This is a genomic window from Pseudomonas sp. RW3S2 (assembly GCF_014268955.1).
GTDB classification, from domain to species: domain Bacteria; phylum Pseudomonadota; class Gammaproteobacteria; order Pseudomonadales; family Pseudomonadaceae; genus Aquipseudomonas; species Aquipseudomonas wayambapalatensis.
The window spans coordinates 1-20,670 of sequence record NZ_JABWRM010000026.1; the positions used below are offsets into that span (position 1 = coordinate 1).

The following is a 20,670-nucleotide window of genomic DNA, read 5'->3' on the forward strand; positions in this document are numbered from 1 at the left end:
CCCACAGGTACCCCGCTGTTTTCATGGGCAGCGGGGTACCTGTGGGAGCGGGCTTGCCCCGCGATTGCGTCAGGCCTGGCGGCACGCCTCCAGGGTCTTCACCTGCCCGTCAGGCCGCTGGTTCTCTTCGCTCAACCAGCGCTCGAAGCCCGCCGCCACCGCTGGCCACTCCCCGTCGGTGATCGAATACCAAGCCGTGTCGCGGTTCTGGTCTTTCACCACCATGTGCTGGCGGAATACGCCTTCGAAGATGAAGCCGAACCGCTCTGCGGCGCGCTTGGAGCGCGCGTTGGCGTTGTTGCATTTCCATTCCAGGCGCCGGTTGCCCAGCTCGAAGCCGAGCTTGCTCAGCAGGTACACCGCCTCGGTGCCCTTGGGCGTACGCTGCATGGCCGCGCCAAAGGCGATATGGCCGATTTCGAAGCGTCCCTGCTCGGGGACGATCGACATGTAGCTGAGGATGCCTTGCACCTGCCCGTTGCGTTTGTCGATGACGCTATAGAACAGTGGGTCGCGGCTGGCTGCGTTGCCTTGCAGCCAGCGGTCGAAGGCGGCGCGCTCGGTAAACGGGCCGTAGGGCAGGTAGTCCCACAGCACCGGGTCCGAACCCGGGCCTTGCAGGACCTCCCACAGGTCGTCGCCATGGCGCGCCGGGTCGAGTTTTTCCAGGCGGATGAAACGGCCATCGAGGGGGGAGGCGTCCGGTGTTGCGGCGGGTTTCCAGTTCAGGGTCATGGTCGGCCTACAGTGCTTTGCGAAATTGAATGAAGCCCGGGCGCTCGGCGACTTGCTCGTACAGGCTGATGGCCGTGGCGTTGGTTTCGTGGGTCAGCCAGTGCACCTTGATGCAGCCGGCGGCCTTGGCGGTGGCGTAGACGTGTTCGATCAGCTGGCGGCCGATGCCCAGGCCGCGCTGCTCGCCGTCGACGTAGAGGTCCTGCAGGTAGCAGGAGTTCTCGATGCTCCAGTTGGAACGATGATAGATGTAGTTGACCATCCCCACCGCCTTGCCATCGACCCAGGCCAAGGCCGAGTGGGTGGGTTCGCTGGGGTCGAGCAGGCGCTGCCAGGTCGTGGCGGTGACCTCGTCGGCGAGCGTGGTCTGGTAGAAGCGCAGGTAGGCCTGCCAGAGGGGCAGCCAGGCGGCGTGGTCTTCGAGAGTGACCGGGCGCAGGGTGACGTTGGACATGGTGGTTTCCTTCAGAGCGAACGCATCTGCGTCGCGAGTTGGTTGTCGAGCGGGTCGGGGCTGCTGGCCAGGCCTTCGCGCACGCCCTGCACATCGTCGGCGCTGCGGTTCTGGCTGAGCTTGCGGGCACCCTGGATGCGGGTGATGGGCAGGCGGATGCCGACGATGGCGCGAAGCATGCCGTCGATGTAGTCGGCAGGAGCGTCGGCGACTTTCCAGGGGGCGGCGCGGCTTTGTTCATGCAGGTCGGTCAGGCGGCTGACGATCTCCAGCAGGGGCACCGGGTCATGGATGACCTCGACCGGCCCGTGGGCATGCACCGCGACGTAGTTCCACGTGGGTACAACTTTCGGGTTCTCCAGCTTGCTCGGGTAGTAGCCGGGGCTCACGTATGCATCGGCACCCTGGAAAACCAGCAGGGCTGCGCCGCCTCGCTCCAGGTCCTGCCACTGGCGGTTGGCGCGTGCCAGATGGCCGTAGACCGTACCGAACTCGCCTTCGTGAGTGTCCACCAGCACTGGCAGGTGGGTCGCCAGCAGGCCGTGTTCGCCGTGGCTGACCAGCGTGGCAAGGCGCGTCTGCAGCATCTGCTGGTGCAGGCGTTGGAGGTCGTGTTCCTGGTGAGGCTTGGCGTTGTACATGGCGAAGTCCTTGTTTGATGACCCCATCCTAGGCAGGCTATTGGTTCTGGGTAAGAGCCATTTGCAGCCGATTTGACAGGTCCAATGCCATGAGTGAGCGTCCCCTCGTTTTGCCTTTCGACCCCGCCGGCATCGTGCTCGACCGCCGCCGTGGCCTCAGCCAGCAGCTCTACCAGGCGCTGCGCGCGCGAGTGCTGGACGGGCGGCTGAGCAGTGGCACGCGGCTGCCGGCCACCCGTGACCTGGCTTCGATGCTGGCGCTGTCGCGCAACAGCGTGGTGCGCGCCTACGACCAGTTGTACGCCGAAGGCTTCATCGAAAGCCGGGTCGGGGATGGCACTTACGTGAGCCAGCTGCCGAAACTATCCACACAGTTATCAACAAGGTTATCCCGGGGGTTATCAACAGAGTTATCCACATTTCTACCTGATAATACTGAGGATTTATCCAGTTCAACGCGCTCGAGCGCACCCTTGGAGCGCTTGAAATCCCACCATCTTTCACCGCCCAGGACGGGCGCTCCGAGGGCTTTTCGGGTCGGTATTCCGGCGTTCGATCTGTTTCCGTTCGAGGTCTGGGCCAAGCTGCAAGCGGGTTTCTGGCGTGATCCCGATCCTGCGCTGCTCGGCTATGGCGACCCGGCCGGTGAGCCTGTGCTGCGCGAGCTGATCGCGGCCTACATGCGTCGCTCGCGAGGGCTTTCGTGCACCGCTGAACAAATTGTGATCACCAGTGGTGCACAGCAGGCCATCAGCCTTTGTGCACAGCTGCTGCTGCAGCCGGGCGAGGAGGTGGCTGTGGAAAACCCGGGCTATCGCGCCGCCGGGCATGCCTTTGCCCTGGCCGGGGCGAAGGTGCGCGGTGTGGCGATAGACGACGAAGGGCTGGTATGCGAGCACCTTGCCCGGTTGCGCGACTGCCGCCTGGCCTACGTGACGCCTGCGCACCAGTACCCGACCGGCGTCACCATGAGCCTGGCGCGACGCCTGTCGTTGCTGGCCTGGGCCGAACGCCAGGATGGCTGGATCATCGAGGACGACTACGACGGCGAGTACCGCTACAGCGGCGCACCGCTGGCGCCCCTTGCGGCACTGGATCGCCAGCAGCGGGTGATCTACATCGGCACCTTCGGCAAGATCGCCTTCCCCGCCTTGCGCCTGGGTTACCTGGTGCTGCCGCCGCGGCTGGTGCAAGCCTTCAGCCAGGGGCGGGCATTGGCGGTGCGGCATTCCGAAGTCGGTACGCAGTGCGTGATGGCGCAGTTCATGGCCCAGGGGCACTTCCAGCGGCATATCCGCCGCATGCGCCGGGCGGCGCTGGCGCGGCGCAATGTGCTCAAGGCCGGCTGGCCGCTGGATGTGCCGGGGCTGGGCGCAATGCCGGAAGTGGCGGCGGGGCTGCATGTGAAAGTGGATGTGGATAACTTCGCGCGCGAGCAGATGCTGGTGGCCAGGGCTGAGGCGGTGGGGGTGGAGGTGCACCCACTGAGCGCCTACTGGCTGGAAGACAGCCAGGTGCCTGTGGATAAGCGTGCGGGGCTGGTGCTGGGGTTTGCGGCGGTGCCCGAGGCGGAGATCGCCGAGGCGCTGATGCGATTGCGCAGGGCTTGGCGGTAAGACGTTGGACCGGGCTGTCTGTTTCGCGGGCAAGCCCGCTCCTACAGGCTCTTTGTAGGAGCGGGCTTGCCCGCGAAGCAGGCGACTCAGGTGCCGGACTTGATCCGCGTCCAGGCCCGGGTCCGTGCCCGCTCGGCCTCTTTGCTCAGCGGCTTGAGGGTATACAGCGTGGTCATCGCTTCAGCCGTCGGATACAGGTTCGGGTTGTTGCGAATCTGCGGGCTGACCTTCTCGGTCGCGTCCTTGTTCGGGTTGGGGTAGCCGACGAAGTCGCTGATCGGCGCGATCACCTCGGGGCGCAACAGGTAGTTTATGAAGGTGTGGGCGTCGTCCGGGTTCGCTGCATTTTTCGGAATGGCCAGCATGTCGAACCAGATCGGGGCGCCTTCCTTGGGCAGGCGCATGTCCACCACCACGCCATTCTTGGCTTCGCGCGCACGGTTGGCGGCCTGCGAGAAGCTGCCCGAGTAGCCCACTGCCACGCAGATGTCGCCGTTGGCGATATCGGCCATGTATTTCGAGGAATGGAAGTAGGTGACGTGCGGGCGGATCTTCATCAGCAGCGCCTCGGCCTTCTTGTAGTCCTCAGGCTTGTCGCTGTTGGGCGACAGGCCCAGGTACTGCAGAGCCAGCGGCAGGATTTCCGACGGCGAGTCGAGCAGCGCCACGCCGCACTGCTTGAGCTTGGCGATGTTCTCTTCCTTGAAGATCAGGTCCCAGCTGTCCACCGGCGCGTCGTCACCCAGCGCGGCCTTCACCTTGGCCGGGTTGAAGCCGATCAGGATGGTGCCGTACATGTAGGGCACCGCGAACTTGTTGCCCGGATCGTTGGCCTCGATCAGCTTCATCAGCGTTGGGTCCAGGTGCTGCCAGTTCGGCAGCTTGCTGCGGTCCAGGGGCTGGAAGACCCCGGCCTCGATCTGCTTGGCGAGGAACACGTTGGAGGGCACGACCACGTCATAGCCGGAGTTGCCGGTCAGCAGCTTGGCTTCCAGTGCTTCGTTGGTGTCGAAGATGTCGTAGATCAGCTTGACCTGGGCATCCTTCTGGAAATCGACCAGGGTCTGCGGGGTGATGTAGTCGAACCAGTTGTACACCCGCAGGGTGCGTTGTTCGGCATGGGCCTGAACGCCGCCGGCCAGCAGGCCGGCAGCAACGAGCGGGGCGAGCAGACGCTTGAGTGGACGCATGATCAGGCTCCTGGCTGGGCGCGCTGGAACCCTTCCAGCACATTGACTGCGTTGATGCCGATTTCCTCGACGGCATAACCGCCTTCCATCACGAACAGGGTCGGCTTGCCGAGCTGGGCGATGCGCTTGCCCATCTCCAGGTAGTCCGGGCTGTCGAGCTTGAACTGGGAGATCGGGTCGTCCTTGAAGGTGTCCACGCCGAGCGAGATCACCAGCACGTCGGCGTCGAAGTCGGCGATGCGCTGGCAGGCGTCTTCGAGGGCGGCACTCCAGGTGGCCCAGTCGCTACCTGCCGGCAGAGGATAGTTGACGTTGCAGCCCTCGCCCGCACCCTCGCCGGTTTCGTCGGCATAGCCGAGGAAGAACGGGAACTCGTCGGTCGGATCGCCGTGGATCGAGGCGAAGAACACGTCGTTACGGTCGTAGAAGATGTCCTGGGTGCCGTTGCCGTGGTGGTAGTCGACATCGAGGATCGCGACCTTGCGCCGGCCCTGGTCGAGGAAGGCCTGGGCAGCGATGGCGGCGTTGTTCAGGTAGCAGTAGCCGCCCATCACTTCGGCGGCGGCGTGGTGCCCTGGCGGACGGCACAGGGCAAAGGCGGCATGGGCGCCGTTCTGGATCGCGGCCTGCCCGGTCAGGGCGACTTGCGCGGCGCTGTAGGCGGCTTGCCAGGTGCCAGCGGTGATCGGCGCTCCACCGTCGAAGCTGTAGTAGCCCAGTTCGCCGTGCAGGCCGGTGGGTTTGATCTGGCGCAGGGTGCGTGCTGGCCAGGTGAAGGGCAGCAGGTCGCCCTCCTGGTTCATGGCCGCCCAGCGCGCCCAGGCGCCTTCGAAGAAGTCCAGGTAGGCGGCGCTGTGGATGCGCAGCAGTGGCGCGCGGCCGAAGTCGTTCGGGCCCTGGACCGGGCCAAGCTTTTGCTGCTGAACGCGAGCGAGCACATGGTCGGCGCGCGAGGGCATCTCGAAACACGGCATCAGCTTGCCGTCGATCAGCTCGCAGCGGCCGTGGTGCAGGCGATGGTCATCGGAATAGATCGTCAGCATTTGTTGTTCTCCGAAGGTGACTGGCGTGGGCCCATTGTGGTGCGCGGGCCAGGTGTGGAGAACGTTGCAAACGGCCAAAAGGGGATCGATATGGCCACTGGCGATGGCCGGATTGGGTCGTGCGGGGATATTTTCGGCCTCTTGCGCCCCGGCAGGGCCGCTGCCGACTACCCGCGAAAATGGCTGGGCGCTACGCCACTCCAGCGTTGGAACGCATGCCGGAAGCTTGCCGTCTCGCTGAACCCCAGGGTTTCGGCGATCCGGTAGATCGGCATCTGGTCTTCGGCGAGCAACTGTTTGGCCCGTTCGAAGCGCAGCTCATCGAGCAGCTGTTGATAACTGCTGCCCAGCGCCTGCAAGTGTCGACGCAAGGTGCGCGACGAGCAGTTCATCTGCCGCGCCAGCCCCTCGAGCCCAGGCGCCGCATCGAGCTGCTGCATCAGCAACTGGCGAATGCGCCCCAGCCAGGCTTGGCGGCCAGTGAACTCCAGGTTCAGGCGCCTGCAGCGTTCGGCCATGGCTTTGTGGGTGATGGGATCGGCCAGGGGCAGTGGCATGTCGAGCCAGCGCCGTTCGAAGGCAAAGGCGTTGTCTCGCGATTCGAAGCCCGTCGGGCAGGGGAATGCACCGGCGTAGAGCAGATGATAGGCGGGACGTGCATGTTCGAAGCGTGCCGCCAGCAAGGGTAGCGGCCGGCCGAGCAGGTCATCGCAGATGACTTTCAGCGAGACCAGGCAGAATTCGGCATTGAACGCTGCCAGTGCCGGCTCCTCGCGATAATCGCTGGCGCTCAGCCAGACACGCTGGCCGTCGTCGACCAGGCGCAACTGGAAGATTGTTCCCAGCAGTGCCGGATAACGCAGTGCCAGGCGCAGGGCGTCACCCAAAGTGGCACTCGAGAGCAAGGCGTAACCGAGCATGCCGTAGCACGACACATGCATCCGCCGCCCCAGCTCCAGGCCGATCTCCTCGCGTCGGGCGACCGCATTGGCACACACCTGCAGTTCTTGCTGGGTGGTGATGCGCGCATCGGGATGGCCCAGGTCGGCCGGGCCTATGCCGCTGCCGGCGAGCAGTTGCGAGGCAGTGCAGCCCTCTTCCTGGAACACGTTGAGAATCAACGAAACCGCGTTGAGGGTGGTGAGGTGGCTGTGCAGCATGCTCGGCATCCCGTTGGGGTGAGGGGCATTATCGAGCAAGTAGTGTGCCGGGAAGTGTCTGCGAGTGCTGCGTATAAAAAAAGGGCCCGAAGCGTGCGCTCGAGCCCTTGAAAGGTTGAGAGGTGTCTAGTCCCTCGACCTGGTGAGACAGGTTGCAGCGGTCGGGTTACGCCTTCAGCGGAACCAGACGTGGAGCGATCATGTTTTCCGGACGCAGGATGTCGTTGAGCATCGCTTCGTCCAGCAGCTTCTCTTCGCGCACCAGTTCCAGAACACCGCGGCCGGTTTCCAGGGCGACGCGGGCGATACGGGTGGCGTTTTCGTAGCCGATGTACGGGTTCAGGGCGGTGACCAGGCCGATCGAGTGCTCGACCAGTTCACGGCAGCGCTGTTCGTTGGCGGTGATGCCGACGATGCAGTGCTCGCGCAGCATGTCCATGGCGCGTTGCAGCAGGCGGATCGAATCGAAGATCTTGTAGGCGATCAGCGGCTCCATCACGTTCAGCTGCAGTTGGCCACCTTCGGCGGCGACAGTCAGGGCCAGGTCGTTGCCCATGATGGCGAAGGCGACTTGGTTGACCGCTTCCGGGATCACCGGGTTGACCTTGCCTGGCATGATCGAGCTGCCTGGCTGGCGCGCCGGCAGGTTGATCTCGTTGATGCCGGTGCGTGGGCCGCTGGACAGCAGGCGCAGGTCGTTGCAGATCTTCGACAGCTTGACCGCGGTACGCTTGAGCATGCCGGAGAACAGCACGAAGGCGCCCATGTCGGAGGTGGCTTCGATCAGGTCGGCCGCCGGAACCAGTGGCTGGCCGCTGATGGCTGCCAGGCGTTGTACCGCCAGGGCCTGGTAGCCCGGGTCGGCGTTGATGCCGGTTCCGATGGCGGTGCCGCCCAGGTTGATTTCGGTGAGCAGTTCCGGTGCCAGCGAACGCAGACGGTTGAGGTCTTCGGTCATGGTGGTGGCGAAGGCGCGGAATTCCTGGCCCAGGGTCATCGGTACGGCGTCCTGCAGCTGGGTACGACCCATCTTCAGTACGTGGCTGAACTCTTCACCTTTGGCGGCGAACGCCTGGATCAGGCTGTCGAGGCTGGCCAGCAGGGCGTCGTGGCCCAGCAGCAGGCCCAGGCGGATGGCGGTCGGGTAGGCGTCGTTGGTCGACTGCGCCATGTTCACATCGTTGTTCGGGTGCAGGTACTGGTACTCACCCTTCTGGTGACCCATGGCCTCCAGTGCGATGTTGGCGATGACCTCGTTGGCGTTCATGTTGGTGGAAGTACCAGCACCGCCCTGGATCATGTCCACCACGAACTGCTCGTGGAAGTCGCCACGGATCAGGCGGGCACAAGCCTCGCTGATGGCGGCGTGCTTGGCATCGCTCAGGTGCCCCAGCTCACGGTTGGCGTCAGCAGCGGCCTGCTTGACCATCGCCAGGCCGACTACCAGTTTCGGGTAGTGCGACAGCGGAACGCCTGAGAGGTGGAAGTTGTTGGCAGCGCGCAGAGTCTGGATGCCGTAGTAGGCATCGGCAGGGACTTCAAGGGTACCAAGCAGGTCTTTTTCGACGCGGAACGATGCAGCGGAGGACATGACGGATATCATCTCAATTTAAACCCGGCACCTGCCGGAATGCCGCCAATCCTAGGCTTCGGCAGATTTGTCGGCCAATGCTGTTAGGCGCTAACCTATGCACAAACGGCATACGGTTTGATGTGACGCCGATTGACAATCGAGCGTGTTCCATTTTGGTGCATGCCTGCGGAGCTTCTCGATGAATCTTGAAAGCAAGTGGCTGGAAGACTTCAGTGCCCTGGCCTCCACACGCAGTTTTTCCCAGGCGGCGGAGCGCCGTTTCGTGACGCAGCCGGCCTTCAGTCGACGCATCCGCAGCTTGGAAGCGGCATTGGGCCTGACCCTGGTGAACCGTTCCCGCACGCCCATCGAGCTGACCGAGGCTGGTCAGCTTTTTCTTGTCACAGCGCGTACTGTTGTCGACCAGTTGAGCGAAGTTCTCCGCCATCTGCATCATCTGGAAGGTGGACAGGGCGAGGTGGTCCAGGTGGCGGCGGCGCACTCGCTGGCGTCCGGCTTCTTCCCGCGCTGGGTGGCCCAGTTGCGCAACGACGGCCTGAACATCGCCACCCGCCTGGTGGCCACCAACGTGGGCGATGCGGTGCATGCCTTGAGGGAAGGTGGCTGCGACCTGATGCTGGCCTTCTACGACCCCGACGCTGCCTTGCAGATGGATGCCGAGATCTTCCCGTCGCTGCACATGGGCACCACTGAAATGTTGCCAGTCTGCGCCGTCGGTGCCGATGGCAAGCCGTTGTTCGACCTCGAAGGCGAGGGCAGCGTGCCGCTTCTGGCCTACAGCGCCGGGGCATTCCTCGGGCGATCCGTCAGCCTGCTGCTGCGTCAGCGCAACCTGCGCTACACCACGGTGTACGAAACGGCGATGGCCGACAGTCTCAAGAGCATGGCGCTCGAAGGCATGGGTATCGCCTGGGTGCCGCGCCTGTCGATGCGTGGCGAGCTGGAACGTGGCGAGCTGGCGATCTGCGGCCCCAGCCAGTGGCATGTGCCGCTGGAGATTCGCCTCTACCGCTGCGCCCTGGTGCGCAAGGCGAACGTGCGCCTGCTGTGGCGCAAGCTCGAAGGTGGCGCGCTGGCAGGCGCAGTTGACTCAAAAGTCAGTCAAAGCCCCGAAAAATAAGGCCGACAGTTGGTCGCCAGGGGTGCCAGCAATGCCTCGCGTTACGGTATACTGCGCGGCCCCTCGACCGGATCGATCCGGTCATGATCAGCAAACAAGCCACGCCGGTCGTCCCGCGTGGCTTGTTGTTTTTTGACGGCGCCCAAGGGCGCACAAGCGAAGAGGCTCGACGATGAGTGCACTGGTTGGCGTGATCATGGGCTCCAAGTCCGATTGGTCCACCCTTAGCCACACCGCCGATATGCTGGAAAAACTCGGCATTCCCTACGAGGTGAAGGTGGTGTCCGCCCACCGGACCCCGGACCTGCTGTTCCAGTACGCCGAAGAGGCCGAAGGCCGCGGCATCGAGGTGATCATCGCCGGCGCCGGTGGCGCTGCGCACCTGCCGGGCATGTGCGCCGCCAAGACGCACCTGCCGGTGCTGGGCGTGCCTGTGCAGTCGTCGATGCTGTCGGGCGTCGATTCGCTGTTGTCGATCGTACAGATGCCGGCCGGCATCCCGGTTGCCACCCTGGCCATCGGCAAGGCTGGCGCGATCAACGCCGCGCTGCTGTCGGCAAGCATCCTGGGTGCCAAGCATCCCCAGTACCATGCGGCGCTCAAGCAGTTCCGCACGGAGCAGACCGAAACCGTCCTGGACAACCCGGACCCCCGCCAGGCTTGAGGCTGACGACATGAAGATCGGTGTAATCGGTGGCGGCCAACTGGGTCGCATGCTGGCCTTGGCGGGCACTCCGCTGGGCATGAACTTCGCCTTCCTCGACCCGGCACCGGACGCCTGCGCCGCCCCCCTGGGCGAGCACCTGCGTGCCGACTACGGCGACCAGGACCACCTGCGCCAGCTGGCCGAGGAAGTCGACCTGGTGACTTTCGAGTTCGAGAGCGTCCCGGCGGAAACCGTGGCCTTCCTGTCGCAGTTCGTGCCGGTCTACCCAAGCGCCGAAGCCCTGCGCATCGCGCGCGATCGCCTGTTCGAGAAGAGCATGTTCCGCGACCTGGGGATTCCGACCCCGGCCTTCGCCGACATCCTTTCGCAGGACGACCTCGACGCGGCAGTGGCCAGCATCGGCCTGCCGGCCGTGCTCAAGACCCGCACCCTGGGTTATGACGGCAAGGGCCAGAAGGTCCTGCGCAAGCCAGAAGACGTGGTCGGCACCTTCGCCGAGCTGGGCAGCGTTCCTTGCCTGCTCGAAGGCTTCGTGCCGTTCACCGGCGAAGTCTCGCTGGTTGCCGTGCGGGCCCGCGATGGCGAGACGCGCTTCTATCCGCTGGTGCACAACACCCATGACAGCGGCATCCTGAAACTGTCGGTGGCAAGCGTCGCGCATCCGCTGCAGGCGCTGGCTGAAGATTACGTCGGCCGTGTGCTGCAAAAGCTCGACTACGTCGGCGTAATGGCGTTCGAGTTCTTCGAAGTCGACGGTGGCCTGAAGGCCAACGAAATCGCCCCACGCGTGCACAACTCCGGGCACTGGACCATCGAAGGCGCCGAGTGCAGCCAGTTCGAGAACCACCTGCGGGCCGTCGCCGGCCTGCCGCTGGGCTCGACCGCCAAGGTGGGTGAGAGCGCGATGCTCAACTTCATCGGCGAAGTGCCTGCGGTCGCCAAGGTCGTGGCCATCGACGACTGCCATCTGCACCACTACGGCAAGGCGTTCAAGGTCGGCCGCAAGGTCGGTCACGCCACCCTTCGTTGCAAGGACATGGCCACGCTCAAGGCCAAGATCGCCGAGGTAGAGGCGTTGATCGCCGACTGATCGAACTTCTGCCTGGTGCAGGCCCTCTGAGATGGAACACGCCAAAGCGCTGTCTAGGCTTTGGCGTGTTCCATCTTCACTGCAGAGGGATTGCCATGGGCATCATCGGAACCATCTTCATCGGCCTGATCGTCGGCTTGCTGGCGCGCTTCCTGAAACCCGGGGACGACAGCATGGGCTGGATCATGACCATTCTGCTCGGCATCGCCGGCTCCCTGGTGGCGACCTATGGCGGGCAGGCCCTTGGCATCTACCAGGCCGGGCAGGCGGCGGGCTTCTTCGGTGCCCTGGTCGGCGCCATCGTGCTGCTGGTGATCTACGGATTCATCAAGAAGCGCTGAACACAGGCTAGAATGCGCGGCAATTCACCTGAGTTGCCGAGCATTGCCATGCGTGCGTTATTCCTTCTTCCCCTGTTGCTGGCCAGCACCCTGGCCCATGCCGAGCTGCCCGAGACCGACTGGCTGGAGTTGATGCCCAAGTCGGACCAGAAGGCTCTCGAGCAGATGCCCGAGATCGATCACAACTCCCCCGAAGCCATGGGCACCTTCACCGCCAAGGGCGGGCTGAAGCAGAGCAAGGGCTTGCCGGCGGTGATGTATTCGACCAAGACCGTGGCGGCCATGAACGGCAAGCAGATCCGCCTGGGTGGCTATCCGGTGCCGCTGGAGAGCGATGCCAAGGGCAACAGTACGTTGTTCTTCCTCGTGCCTTATCCGGGCGCCTGCATCCACGTGCCGCCGCCACCGCCGAACCAGCTGGTGCTGGTGCGCTATCCGAAAGGGTTGAAGATCGCCGATATCTACACGCCACTGTGGGTGACCGGCACGCTGAAGATCGAGAAGGTCAGCAATGACCTGGCCGATGCGGCGTACGCGCTGGACGCGGGGAAGGTGAGGGTGGTCGAGGACGCCGATCTTTGAGCCTGAACCGGTTCTTGCAGGGGCATAGTTCTCTTTGGGAGCAACTGTCTTGCTCAAAATCTAAAGGCCAGCCCAATCCCTCTGTGGGAGCGGGCTTGCCCTCGAACACGGGCATAGCCCGTGCCAGGCAGCGCGGTGTGGCGGTGTCCTGTTGAGTCAGAGCGCTTCGCGACCGATCACCAGCTGAAGCACATGGCTGGCGCCAGGCTTGAGCTCCACCACGTCATCCCACACATTCGCCGTCTCCACGCACAGCATCCGCTGCCAGCCATCATCGGCCATGTCGGGAAGCTCGCGGGCGCGGTCGGTCCAGGGGTTCCAGATCACTGCACTGCGTGAGCCGGTGGCGTGCAAGGTGATGCGCCGCTTCCATTGCGGATCGACGATCGCCAGGCGCTCGGGTGCGTTCAGGTAGATGCGGTCGGTTTCGCCGGCAAAGCCCAGCTTGCCCTGCTGGGTGCGCTGTTCCCAGCCTTCCAGGGTCTCGATGTAGGGCAGCCCCTCGACGCCTTCCACCTGTACCTGGCGCACATCGCTGACGGCGAAATAGCTGTGCAGTGCCTGGCTGAGCGTGACGTTGGCGTCGCCCAGGTTGCGGCTGGAAAGCGAGACGTGCAGTTGTGCGCCCAGCTCGATCAGCAGACGCAGCTCGACCTTGTGCGGCCAGTCCGGCAGTTGGCCCTGGGCCTCGGGCAAGTCGAATTCGATTCGCAGGTTTTCACCGACTTCCTCGACGCCCAGCAACTGCCAGTCACGCCCGCGCACCAGGCCGTGGGCTGGCGCCTCGCTGCCGTGGTACATGGTCTTGACCGAATCGGGATTACGCTGGAAGTTGCTGAACCACGGCCAGCATACCGGCACACCGGCGCGTACTGACTTGCCCTGGCGGAAGATCGCCTGGTCACTGAGCCACAGCAGGGGTTCGTCACCGATGGGCTGGTAGCTGAGAATCTGCGCGCCCTGCTGGGCGATGAGGAGTTCGGCGTGCTGGCTGGTGATGCGCCAGCAATTGAGTTCGCCGTGTTGCTCGGTGTCGACCTTGAAGGTTGCCATGCGCTCGTCTCGTTGATTGCAGGTGAGGCCGTTGGACCTCGAAGCCTGCAACGAGTTTACCGCGCGCCGGGTTCAGCGACGAGGTACGGAGCGGGTGCGGCCACTGCCGTCGATGGCCACGAAGACGAACACCGCCTCGGTCACCTTGCGCCATTCACTGGACAGCGGGTCGTCGCTCCAGACCTCGACCATCATCTGGATCGAGCTGCGGCCGATCTCCAGGGTCTGCGTGTAGAACGACAGTTGCGCGCCCACGGCCACCGGCACCAGGAATGCCATGCGATCGATCGCTACGGTGGCCACACGGCCGCCAGCCACGCGGCTGGCCATGGCCGTGCCGGCCAGGTCCATCTGGGCGACCAGCCAGCCGCCGAAAATATCGCCGAAGCCGTTGGTTTCACGCGGCAACGCGGTGATCTGAAGGGCCAGGTCGCCCTGCGGGATAGGATCTTCTTGTTCGAGCTCAATCATGCCGTGGGGCCTCTGACCCGTGACGCTTCGTTGGTTGGCGCGGTGACGGACGCCCTGAAAAACGATTCAGCCAGAAACATACTACGCTGATTTCGCTCCGGTTGGCGGCCAAAGGGAAACTCTGCGAAACCGCCTGCCCTTAATGACCGGCGTTTTCGCACAACATCCCATATCGTAAGCAACCTTTTCCTACGAACTCCTACAAAGAGCGCAGTATATAGACGGTATCGGCCAGCGACGACCGCACATTGATGAATATCTGTAGGGTTTTTGTACCTCTATGAGCGACGCGGGGCAATTTGTTATCTTCCCCATTCCCGCGCCAGAAGCCGTAGCACAAGCGGCCTGCCTTATAAGAGAACGTCCATGACCTCCGTGCCGAGCAGTATCGAGCAGCCCTCGCGGCCGCTGACCCGCAGTGACTACAAGACCCTCTCACTGTCCGCCCTGGGCGGAGCCCTGGAGTTCTACGACTTCATCATCTTCGTGTTCTTCGCCACGGTGGTGGGCAAGCTGTTCTTCCCCGCCGACATGCCCGAATGGCTGCGCCTGATGCAGACCTTCGGCATCTTCGCTGCAGGTTACCTGGCGCGGCCGCTGGGCGGCATCGTCATGGCGCACTTTGGTGACCTGCTCGGGCGCAAGAAGATGTTTACCCTGAGCATCTTCATGATGGCCTTGCCAACCCTGATCATGGGCCTGCTGCCGACCTACGCACAGATCGGCCTGTGGGCGCCGATCCTGCTGCTGCTGATGCGCGTGGTGCAAGGCGCCGCCATTGGCGGCGAGGTGCCGGGTGCCTGGGTGTTCGTCTCCGAACACGTACCGGAGCGCAATACCGGCTACGCCTGCGGCACCCTGACTGCCGGCCTGACCGCAGGCATCCTGCTGGGGTCGCTGGTGGCGACCCTGATCAATACCGTCTACAGCCCGGAAGAAGTGGCCGACTACGCCTGGCGGATCCCCTTCCTGCTCGGTGGCGTGTTCGGCCTGTTCGCGGTCTACCTGCGTCGTTGGCTGCACGAGACCCCGGTGTTCGCCGAGATGCAGCAGCGCAAGGCGCTGGCCGAGGAACTGCCACTGCGCGCGGTGCTGCGCGACCACCGTGGCGCGATCATCCTGTCGATGCTGCTGACCTGGTTGCTGTCGGCGGGCATCGTGGTGGTGATCCTGATGACCCCGGCGCTGCTGCAGAGCCTCTACCATGTCAGCCCGACCGATTCGCTGAAGGCCAACAGCCTGGCCATCGTCCTGCTGAGCCTGGGTTGCATCGGCGCCGGCAGCCTGGCCGACCGCTTCGGTGCCGGGCGTGTGTTCGTGATCGGCAGCCTGGCGCTGCTGGCCTCGTCCTGGGCGTTCTACCACAGCCTGCCGACTCGCCCTGACCTGCTGTTCCCGCTGTATGCCATCACCGGCCTGTTCGTCGGCCTGGTCGGCGCGGTGCCCTATGTGATGGTCAAGGCCTTCCCGGCAGTGGTGCGCTTCAGCGGGCTGTCGTTCTCCTACAACGTCGCCTACGCGATTTTCGGCGGCTTGACCCCGATGGTGGTGACCGCCTTGCTCAAGTTCAGCCCCATGGCACCGGCCTACTATGTGGCTGGCCTGTGCGCTGTAGGGCTGCTGGTCGGGGTGTACCTGCTGATCAACAAGCGCTGAGTCGGTTTCTTGCGGCGCCCGGAAGGCCATCCTCGGCAACGATGATGGCCTTTCATCCATTTGTCACAATTAGGTCATATCGTGTTCATGCGGCCTGCCGATACTGGGCCCCGTTCCATCCAACACCCCCATATTCCTGCTAGGAGCAAGGCATGAAACTGAAGCGTTTGATGGCGGCCCTGACCTTTGCCGCCGCTGGCGTCGCTGCCGCCAACGCGGTCGCCGCTGTCGACCCTGCTATCCCGACTTACACCAAGACCACTGGCGTATCGGGCAACCTCTCCAGCGTCGGTTCCGACACCCTCGCGAACCTGATGACTCTGTGGGCCGAGGCCTACAAGAAGGAATATCCGAACGTAAACATCCAGATCCAGGCTGCCGGCTCGTCCACCGCACCACCCGCGCTGACCGAAGGCACCGCAAACCTGGGCCCGATGAGCCGCAAGATGAAGGACGTCGAGCTGCAGGCCTTCGAGCAGAAGTACGGCTACAAGCCGACCGCCATCCCGGTCGCTGTCGACGCCCTGGCCGTGTTCGTGCACAAGGACAACCCGATCAAGGGCCTGACCATGGCTCAGGTCGACGCCATCTTCTCCTCCACCCGCCTGTGCGGTGGCAAGGCCGAGATCAAGACCTGGGGTGACGTCGGCGTGACCGGCGACCTGGCCAACAAGCCAATCCAGCTGTTCGGCCGTAACTCGGTATCGGGCACCTACGGCTACTTCAAGGAAGAAGCCCTGTGCAAAGGCGACTTCAAGCCTAACGTCAACGAACAGCCTGGCTCGGCCTCGGTGGTACAGTCGATCAGCTCCTCGCTGAACGGTATCGGCTACTCGGGCATCGGTTACAAGACCGCCAGCGTCAAGACCGTAGCCCTGGCCAAGAAGGAAGGCGGCGAGTTCATCGAAGACAACGAAGCCAACGCCCTGAACGGCACCTACCCGCTGTCGCGCTTCCTGTACGTCTACGTCAACAAGGCACCGAACAAGCCTCTGGCCCCGCTGGAAGCCGAGTTCGTGAAGCTGGTCCTGTCGCAGGCAGGCCAGCAGGTCGTGGTGAAGGATGGCTACATCCCGCTGCCGGCCAAAGTGGTCGAGAAGACCCTGGGTGACCTGGGCCTGTCCCACAAGTAATACGCGATACCCGGAAGGGGACGGCATCCGCTGCCGCCCCTTCCACGACTTTCTCCAGTCCGAAGCCAGGCACCCTGAGCGGCGGGCTTTTTTGCGTCACTACACTGTCATGTTTCTGTCATACGGGACCGCTAGGGTGTGCGCATGAATGATCTGGCCAATTCCAAGATGACCCCGAATACCCCTCCCGTGCGCATTGATTTCAATACGCCCGAGCTGCAACGCAAGCGCCGCCTGCGCGCGTTGAAGGATCGCCTGACCCGCTGGTATGTCCTGGTGGGCGGGCTTGCCGTGCTGGCAGCCATCACCCTGATCTTCTTCTACCTGGCTTATGTGGTGCTGCCGCTGTTCCAGGGCGCCGAGCTGACCAGCAAGAAGGCCCTGGAGCCGACCTGGCTGCAGCAGGATGCCGGCAAGCCGCTGATGATCGCCCTCGAGGAGCAGAACCTCGTGGGCATGCGCGTTTCCGACAAGGGCCAGGCGCTGTTCTTCGACACCAAGACCGGTGCCGAACTCAAGCGGGTCGAGCTGCCGTTGCCCGCGGGCACCACGGTCAGTTCGATCGGGACCGACCAGCCGGGTAGCCCGCTGGTGGTGCTGGGGCTGTCCAATGGCCAGGCGCTGGTGTTCCACCACACCTACAAGATCACCTACCCGGACAACAAGAAGACCATCAATGCGGGTATCGATTACCCCTATGGCCAGGATCCGTTCGTCCTCGACGAACAGGGCCGTGCGCTGGAGCACGTGAGCGTCAACCTCAATGGCGACACCCTGCTGCTGGCGGGTTCCACCGGTGCGCAACTGCAGGTGATCGAGCTGTCGCGCACTGAAAACATGATGACCGGCGAGACCACCACCGAGCAGAATCGCATCGCGCTGCCGCAGATGACCGAAACGGTGAAGAACATCTTCATCGACCCACGCCAGCAGTGGCTGTACGTGGTCAACGGCCGTGCCACCGCCGATGTCTTCAGCCTGCGCGAGAAGAGCCTCAACGGTCGCTACAAGCTCCTCGAAGACGGCAACGCCGAAATCACCGCCAGTGGCCAGCTGGTCGGTGGCATCTCGCTGATCTTCGGTGACTCCAAGGGCGGCCTGAGCCAGTGGTTCATGGCCCGCGACCCGGATGGCGAATCGCGCTTCAAACTGATCCGCAGCTTCCAGCTGGGCAAGGCGCCGATCGCCCAGATCGATGCCGAGGAGCGTCGCAAGGGCTTCATCGCCCTGGACGCCGAAGGCAAGCTTGGTGTGTTCCACAGCACCGCGCACCGCACCCTGCTGGTCGAGCCGGTCGCCGATAGCGCCGGCGTGCTGGCCCTGTCGCCGCGTGCCAACCGCATCATGATCGAAGAAGGCGGCAAGCTGCTGCCGCTGAGCCTGCGCAACCCGCACCCTGAAGTGTCCTTCAGCGCGCTGTGGGGCAAGGTCTGGTACGAGAACTACGACGAGCCGAAGTACGTCTGGCAGTCCACCGCTTCCAACACCGACTTCGAGCCCAAGCTCAGCCTGTCGCCGCTGACCTTCGGTACGCTCAAGGCCGCGTTCTACGCGATGATCCTGGCAGCACCGCTGGCCATTGCCGCGGCCATCTACACCGCCTACTTCATGGCGCCGGGCATGCGCCGCAAGGTCAAGCCGGTGATCGAGCTGATGGAAGCGATGCCGACGGTGATCCTCGGCTTCTTCGCCGGCCTGTTCCTCGCGCCGTATCTTGAAGGCCACCTCCCGGGCGTGTTCAGCCTGCTGCTGATCCTGCCGATCGGCATCCTGGTGGCGGGCTTCTCCTGGAGCCGCCTCCCGGAGTCGATCCGCCAGCGCATCCCGGATGGCTGGGAGGCCGCAATTCTGATCCCGGTGATCCTGGCGATCGGCTGGTTCGCGCTGTACATGAGCCCGTTCCTGGAGAGCTGGTTCTTCGGCGGCGACATGCGCCTGTGGATCAGCCACGACCTGAAAATCACCTACGACCAGCGCAACGCCCTGGTGGTGGGTATCGCCATGGGCTTCGCGGTCATCCCGAACATCTACTCGATCGCCGAAGACGCCGTGTTCAGCGTGCCGCGCAGCCTCACGCTGGGCTCGCTGGCGCTGGGTGCGACGCCCTGGCAGACCCTGACCCGCGTGGTCATCCTCACCGCAAGCCCGGGCATCTTCTCGGCGCTGATGATCGGCATGGGCCGGGCGGTGGGCGAGACCATGATCGTGCTCATGGCCACCGGCAACACCCCGGTGATGGAGATGAACCTGTTCGAGGGCATGCGCACCCTGGCCGCCAACGTGGCCGTGGAAATGCCCGAATCGGAAGTCGGCGGCAGCCACTATCGTGTGCTGTTCCTCGCCGCCCTCGTGCTGCTGATGTTCACCTTCATCATGAACACCTTGGCCGAGCTGATTCGCCAGCGTCTGCGCAAGAAATACTCGTCGCTTTGATAGAAAGGTAGAGATCCGTGAAAAAGGATTCCCTCAAAGGCTGGTTCAAGAGCGGTGCGCCGGGCGTTTGGATCAGCGGTGGCGCGGTCGCCATGGCGGTGATCATGACCGTCGGCCTGCTCGCCGTGATCGCTGTGCGCGGCCTGGGCCACTTCTGGCCGGCCGACCTGATCCAGGCCACCTACAAGGTGCCCGGCCAGGCCGATCATGTGATCGTCGGCGAAGTGGTGCAGAAGGAAGAAGTTCCGCGCGAGCGCCTCAAGAGCGCTGGCCTGCCGGTGCCTGACCAGGGCCCGGAGTTCATGACCCGCGAGCTGGTCAAGGTCGGTAACCGCGACCTCAACGGCAGCGACTTCACCTGGTTGGTCGGTGACTGGCTGGTGGACCAGAGCAAGCCCGCCGACCTGATCGCCCTGGAGCGCCGCGAGTGGGGCAACTTCTATGGTTACCTGGTCAGCGTCAAGGAAGAGGGCCGTGTGGTCGCCGAAGGTCCGAGCGCCTGGAACGAACTGCAGAGCCGCCTCAAGCGCGCCAGTGACCTGAACGACCAACTGGTGTCGCTCGAGAAGAAAGACATTGGCTCTATCAACCACGGCCTCGAACGCCTGCGCCTGCACAGCCGCAAGCTGGAACTGCAGGGCAAGCTGGATGCGGCTGCCCAGGCCGATATCGAATCTGAGCGTGCTGAGCTGAACAGCCGCTACAAGACCATCGAGGAGCGCCTGACCGGCCTGCACCAGGCTTTCGCCCGCGACAGCCTGGTGGCCCGCGACGCCAACGGCCGCCAGGTGGAGATCAACCTGAGCAAGGTGGTGCATGCCATCCAGCCTAACGGCATGTCGGCGATGACCAAGATGGGTGCCTACTTCAGCAAGGTCTGGGAGTTCCTCAGCGACGACCCGCGTGAAGCCAACACCGAAGGCGGTATCTTCCCGGCCATCTTCGGCACAGTGATGATGACCCTGATCATGGCCGTGATCGTCACCCCGTTCGGCGTGCTGGCGGCGGTCTACCTGCGCGAGTACGCCAGGCAAGGCCCGGTCACCCGGCTGATCCGCATCGCGGTGAACAACCTGGCCGGGGTGCCGGCGATCGTCTATGGCGTGTTCGGCCTGGGCTTCTTCGTCTATGTGCTGGGTGGCTCGATCGACCGGCTGTTCTTCCCCGAATCGCTGCCGGCGCCTACGCTGGGCACGCCAGGCCTGTTGTGGGCCTCGCTGACCCTGGCACTGCTGGCGGTCCCGGTGGTGATCGTCGCCACCGAAGAAGGCCTGGCGCGGATCCCGCGTACGGTGCGCGAGGGTTCGCTGGCCCTGGGTGCGACCAAGGCCGAGACACTGTGGAAGATCGTTCTGCCGATGGCCAGCCCGGCGATGATGACCGGCATGATCCTCGCCGTGGCGCGCGCCGCAGGCGAGGTGGCGCCGCTGATGCTGGTGGGTGTAGTGAAACTGGCGCCGTCGCTGCCGGTGGACGGCAACTACCCTTACCTGCACCTCGACCAGAAGATCATGCACCTGGGCTTCCACATCTACGACGTCGGCTTCCAGAGCCCCAACGTCGAGGCCGCACGGCCGCTGGTCTACGCCACGGCGCTGCTGCTGGTGCTGGTGATCGCGACCCTCAACCTCTCGGCGGTGTGGATCCGTAACCACCTGCGCGAGAAGTACAAGGCGCTCGACAGCTGAATC

General features: G+C 64.0%; 19 protein-coding genes. 10 read left to right on the forward strand and 9 right to left on the reverse strand.

What is annotated here, in order from left to right; translation table 11 throughout:
* Nucleotides 1-69: 69 nt before the first annotated feature.
* From HU748_RS24685 to HU748_RS24695, 3 genes are read right to left on the reverse strand one after another with little or no spacing between them, the layout of a single operon-like run.
* On the reverse strand, nucleotides 70-735 hold the full coding sequence (locus HU748_RS24685) for a GNAT family protein (protein ID WP_186722354.1): 666 nt from the start codon (nucleotides 733-735) through the stop codon (nucleotides 70-72).
* Nucleotides 736-742: 7 nt separating this feature from the next.
* Nucleotides 743-1,189 carry a GNAT family N-acetyltransferase gene (locus HU748_RS24690; RefSeq protein WP_186670122.1) on the reverse strand — a complete coding sequence of 149 codons (447 nt, stop codon included), beginning with the start codon at nucleotides 1,187-1,189 and terminating at the stop codon, nucleotides 743-745.
* Nucleotides 1,190-1,200: 11 nt separating this feature from the next.
* Nucleotides 1,201-1,830: an FMN-binding negative transcriptional regulator gene (locus HU748_RS24695; protein WP_186722355.1), complete on the reverse strand. Its 630-nt coding sequence runs from the start codon at nucleotides 1,828-1,830 to the stop codon at nucleotides 1,201-1,203.
* Between the two features lie 89 nt (nucleotides 1,831-1,919).
* Between HU748_RS24695 and HU748_RS24700 the strand changes: the two genes are divergently transcribed.
* Nucleotides 1,920-3,446, forward strand: coding sequence for a PLP-dependent aminotransferase family protein (locus HU748_RS24700; RefSeq protein WP_186722357.1), 1,527 nt, complete (start codon nucleotides 1,920-1,922; stop codon nucleotides 3,444-3,446).
* 86 nt (nucleotides 3,447-3,532) lie between these two features.
* On the opposite strand, the gene HU748_RS24705 is transcribed toward HU748_RS24700, so the two are convergent.
* The 4 genes from HU748_RS24705 to aspA all read right to left on the reverse strand — a co-directional run bounded on the left by HU748_RS24705 (nucleotide 3,533) and on the right by aspA (nucleotide 8,430).
* Nucleotides 3,533-4,636, reverse strand: a complete 1,104-nt coding sequence (locus tag HU748_RS24705; protein WP_186670116.1) for a polyamine ABC transporter substrate-binding protein — start codon at nucleotides 4,634-4,636, stop codon at nucleotides 3,533-3,535.
* Between the two features lie 2 nt (nucleotides 4,637-4,638).
* The gene (locus HU748_RS24710; protein ID WP_186722359.1) at nucleotides 4,639-5,679 is read right to left on the reverse strand and encodes a histone deacetylase family protein; all 1,041 of its coding nucleotides are present in this window, start codon (nucleotides 5,677-5,679) and stop codon (nucleotides 4,639-4,641) included.
* A gap of 167 nt (nucleotides 5,680-5,846) precedes the next feature.
* Nucleotides 5,847-6,839, reverse strand: a complete 993-nt coding sequence (locus HU748_RS24715) for an AraC family transcriptional regulator (protein ID WP_186710103.1) — start codon at nucleotides 6,837-6,839, stop codon at nucleotides 5,847-5,849.
* A 166-nt stretch (nucleotides 6,840-7,005) separates the two neighbouring features.
* A complete protein-coding gene (aspA, locus tag HU748_RS24720; RefSeq protein WP_054892966.1) occupies nucleotides 7,006-8,430 on the reverse strand; it encodes an aspartate ammonia-lyase in 1,425 nt (474 codons plus the stop codon).
* Between the two features lie 181 nt (nucleotides 8,431-8,611).
* Between aspA and HU748_RS24725 the strand changes: the two genes are divergently transcribed.
* From HU748_RS24725 to HU748_RS24745, 5 genes are all read left to right on the forward strand, one after another.
* The gene (locus HU748_RS24725) at nucleotides 8,612-9,553 is read left to right on the forward strand and encodes a LysR substrate-binding domain-containing protein (RefSeq protein WP_186670112.1); all 942 of its coding nucleotides are present in this window, start codon (nucleotides 8,612-8,614) and stop codon (nucleotides 9,551-9,553) included.
* 172 nt (nucleotides 9,554-9,725) lie between these two features.
* Nucleotides 9,726-10,217, forward strand: a complete 492-nt coding sequence (gene purE, locus HU748_RS24730) for a 5-(carboxyamino)imidazole ribonucleotide mutase (RefSeq protein ID WP_186670110.1) — start codon at nucleotides 9,726-9,728, stop codon at nucleotides 10,215-10,217.
* Between the two features lie 10 nt (nucleotides 10,218-10,227).
* Nucleotides 10,228-11,310, forward strand: a complete 1,083-nt coding sequence (locus HU748_RS24735) for a 5-(carboxyamino)imidazole ribonucleotide synthase (RefSeq protein ID WP_186710102.1) — start codon at nucleotides 10,228-10,230, stop codon at nucleotides 11,308-11,310.
* Nucleotides 11,311-11,405: 95 nt separating this feature from the next.
* Nucleotides 11,406-11,651 (forward strand): GlsB/YeaQ/YmgE family stress response membrane protein, encoded by a 246-nt coding sequence (locus tag HU748_RS24740; RefSeq protein WP_054892962.1) that lies wholly within the window; start codon nucleotides 11,406-11,408, stop codon nucleotides 11,649-11,651.
* 48 nt (nucleotides 11,652-11,699) lie between these two features.
* Nucleotides 11,700-12,233, forward strand: a complete 534-nt coding sequence (locus HU748_RS24745; protein WP_186710101.1) for a DUF3299 domain-containing protein — start codon at nucleotides 11,700-11,702, stop codon at nucleotides 12,231-12,233.
* 156 nt (nucleotides 12,234-12,389) lie between these two features.
* Here the strand turns inward: HU748_RS24745 and HU748_RS24750 are convergent, their stop codons facing one another.
* Nucleotides 12,390-13,286: a D-hexose-6-phosphate mutarotase gene (locus HU748_RS24750; protein WP_186710099.1), complete on the reverse strand. Its 897-nt coding sequence runs from the start codon at nucleotides 13,284-13,286 to the stop codon at nucleotides 12,390-12,392.
* Between the two features lie 72 nt (nucleotides 13,287-13,358).
* A complete protein-coding gene (locus HU748_RS24755; RefSeq protein WP_003253317.1) occupies nucleotides 13,359-13,757 on the reverse strand; it encodes an acyl-CoA thioesterase in 399 nt (132 codons plus the stop codon).
* A 366-nt stretch (nucleotides 13,758-14,123) separates the two neighbouring features.
* Here HU748_RS24755 and HU748_RS24760 point away from each other — a divergent pair, with 366 nt between their 5' ends.
* From HU748_RS24760 to pstA, 4 genes are all read left to right on the forward strand, one after another.
* On the forward strand, nucleotides 14,124-15,413 hold the full coding sequence (locus HU748_RS24760; protein WP_186670102.1) for an MFS transporter: 1,290 nt from the start codon (nucleotides 14,124-14,126) through the stop codon (nucleotides 15,411-15,413).
* 152 nt (nucleotides 15,414-15,565) lie between these two features.
* Nucleotides 15,566-16,546, forward strand: a complete 981-nt coding sequence (locus HU748_RS24765) for a phosphate ABC transporter substrate-binding protein PstS (RefSeq protein ID WP_054892958.1) — start codon at nucleotides 15,566-15,568, stop codon at nucleotides 16,544-16,546.
* Between the two features lie 144 nt (nucleotides 16,547-16,690).
* Nucleotides 16,691-18,979, forward strand: a complete 2,289-nt coding sequence (locus HU748_RS24770; RefSeq protein ID WP_186670100.1) for an ABC transporter permease subunit — start codon at nucleotides 16,691-16,693, stop codon at nucleotides 18,977-18,979.
* A 17-nt stretch (nucleotides 18,980-18,996) separates the two neighbouring features.
* Entirely contained in the window at nucleotides 18,997-20,667 is a 1,671-nt protein-coding gene (pstA, locus tag HU748_RS24775; protein ID WP_186670097.1) for a phosphate ABC transporter permease PstA, read from the forward strand.
* Nucleotides 20,668-20,670 lie beyond the last annotated feature (3 nt).

Coding starts and splice junctions, on each gene's coding strand:
- HU748_RS24685 (WP_186722354.1), bottom strand. CDS start 735: ATGACCCTGAACTGGAAACCCGCCGCAACACCGGACGCCTCCCCCCTC.
- HU748_RS24690 (WP_186670122.1), bottom strand. CDS start 1,189: ATGTCCAACGTCACCCTGCGCCCGGTCACTCTCGAAGACCACGCCGCC.
- HU748_RS24695 (WP_186722355.1), bottom strand. CDS start 1,830: ATGTACAACGCCAAGCCTCACCAGGAACACGACCTCCAACGCCTGCAC.
- HU748_RS24700 (WP_186722357.1), top strand. CDS start 1,920: ATGAGTGAGCGTCCCCTCGTTTTGCCTTTCGACCCCGCCGGCATCGTG.
- HU748_RS24705 (WP_186670116.1), bottom strand. CDS start 4,636: ATGCGTCCACTCAAGCGTCTGCTCGCCCCGCTCGTTGCTGCCGGCCTG.
- HU748_RS24710 (WP_186722359.1), bottom strand. CDS start 5,679: ATGCTGACGATCTATTCCGATGACCATCGCCTGCACCACGGCCGCTGC.
- HU748_RS24715 (WP_186710103.1), bottom strand. CDS start 6,839: ATGCTGCACAGCCACCTCACCACCCTCAACGCGGTTTCGTTGATTCTC.
- aspA (WP_054892966.1), bottom strand. CDS start 8,430: ATGTCCTCCGCTGCATCGTTCCGCGTCGAAAAAGACCTGCTTGGTACC.
- HU748_RS24725 (WP_186670112.1), top strand. CDS start 8,612: ATGAATCTTGAAAGCAAGTGGCTGGAAGACTTCAGTGCCCTGGCCTCC.
- purE (WP_186670110.1), top strand. CDS start 9,726: ATGAGTGCACTGGTTGGCGTGATCATGGGCTCCAAGTCCGATTGGTCC.
- HU748_RS24735 (WP_186710102.1), top strand. CDS start 10,228: ATGAAGATCGGTGTAATCGGTGGCGGCCAACTGGGTCGCATGCTGGCC.
- HU748_RS24740 (WP_054892962.1), top strand. CDS start 11,406: ATGGGCATCATCGGAACCATCTTCATCGGCCTGATCGTCGGCTTGCTG.
- HU748_RS24745 (WP_186710101.1), top strand. CDS start 11,700: ATGCGTGCGTTATTCCTTCTTCCCCTGTTGCTGGCCAGCACCCTGGCC.
- HU748_RS24750 (WP_186710099.1), bottom strand. CDS start 13,286: ATGGCAACCTTCAAGGTCGACACCGAGCAACACGGCGAACTCAATTGC.
- HU748_RS24755 (WP_003253317.1), bottom strand. CDS start 13,757: ATGATTGAGCTCGAACAAGAAGATCCTATCCCGCAGGGCGACCTGGCC.
- HU748_RS24760 (WP_186670102.1), top strand. CDS start 14,124: ATGACCTCCGTGCCGAGCAGTATCGAGCAGCCCTCGCGGCCGCTGACC.
- HU748_RS24765 (WP_054892958.1), top strand. CDS start 15,566: ATGAAACTGAAGCGTTTGATGGCGGCCCTGACCTTTGCCGCCGCTGGC.
- HU748_RS24770 (WP_186670100.1), top strand. CDS start 16,691: ATGAATGATCTGGCCAATTCCAAGATGACCCCGAATACCCCTCCCGTG.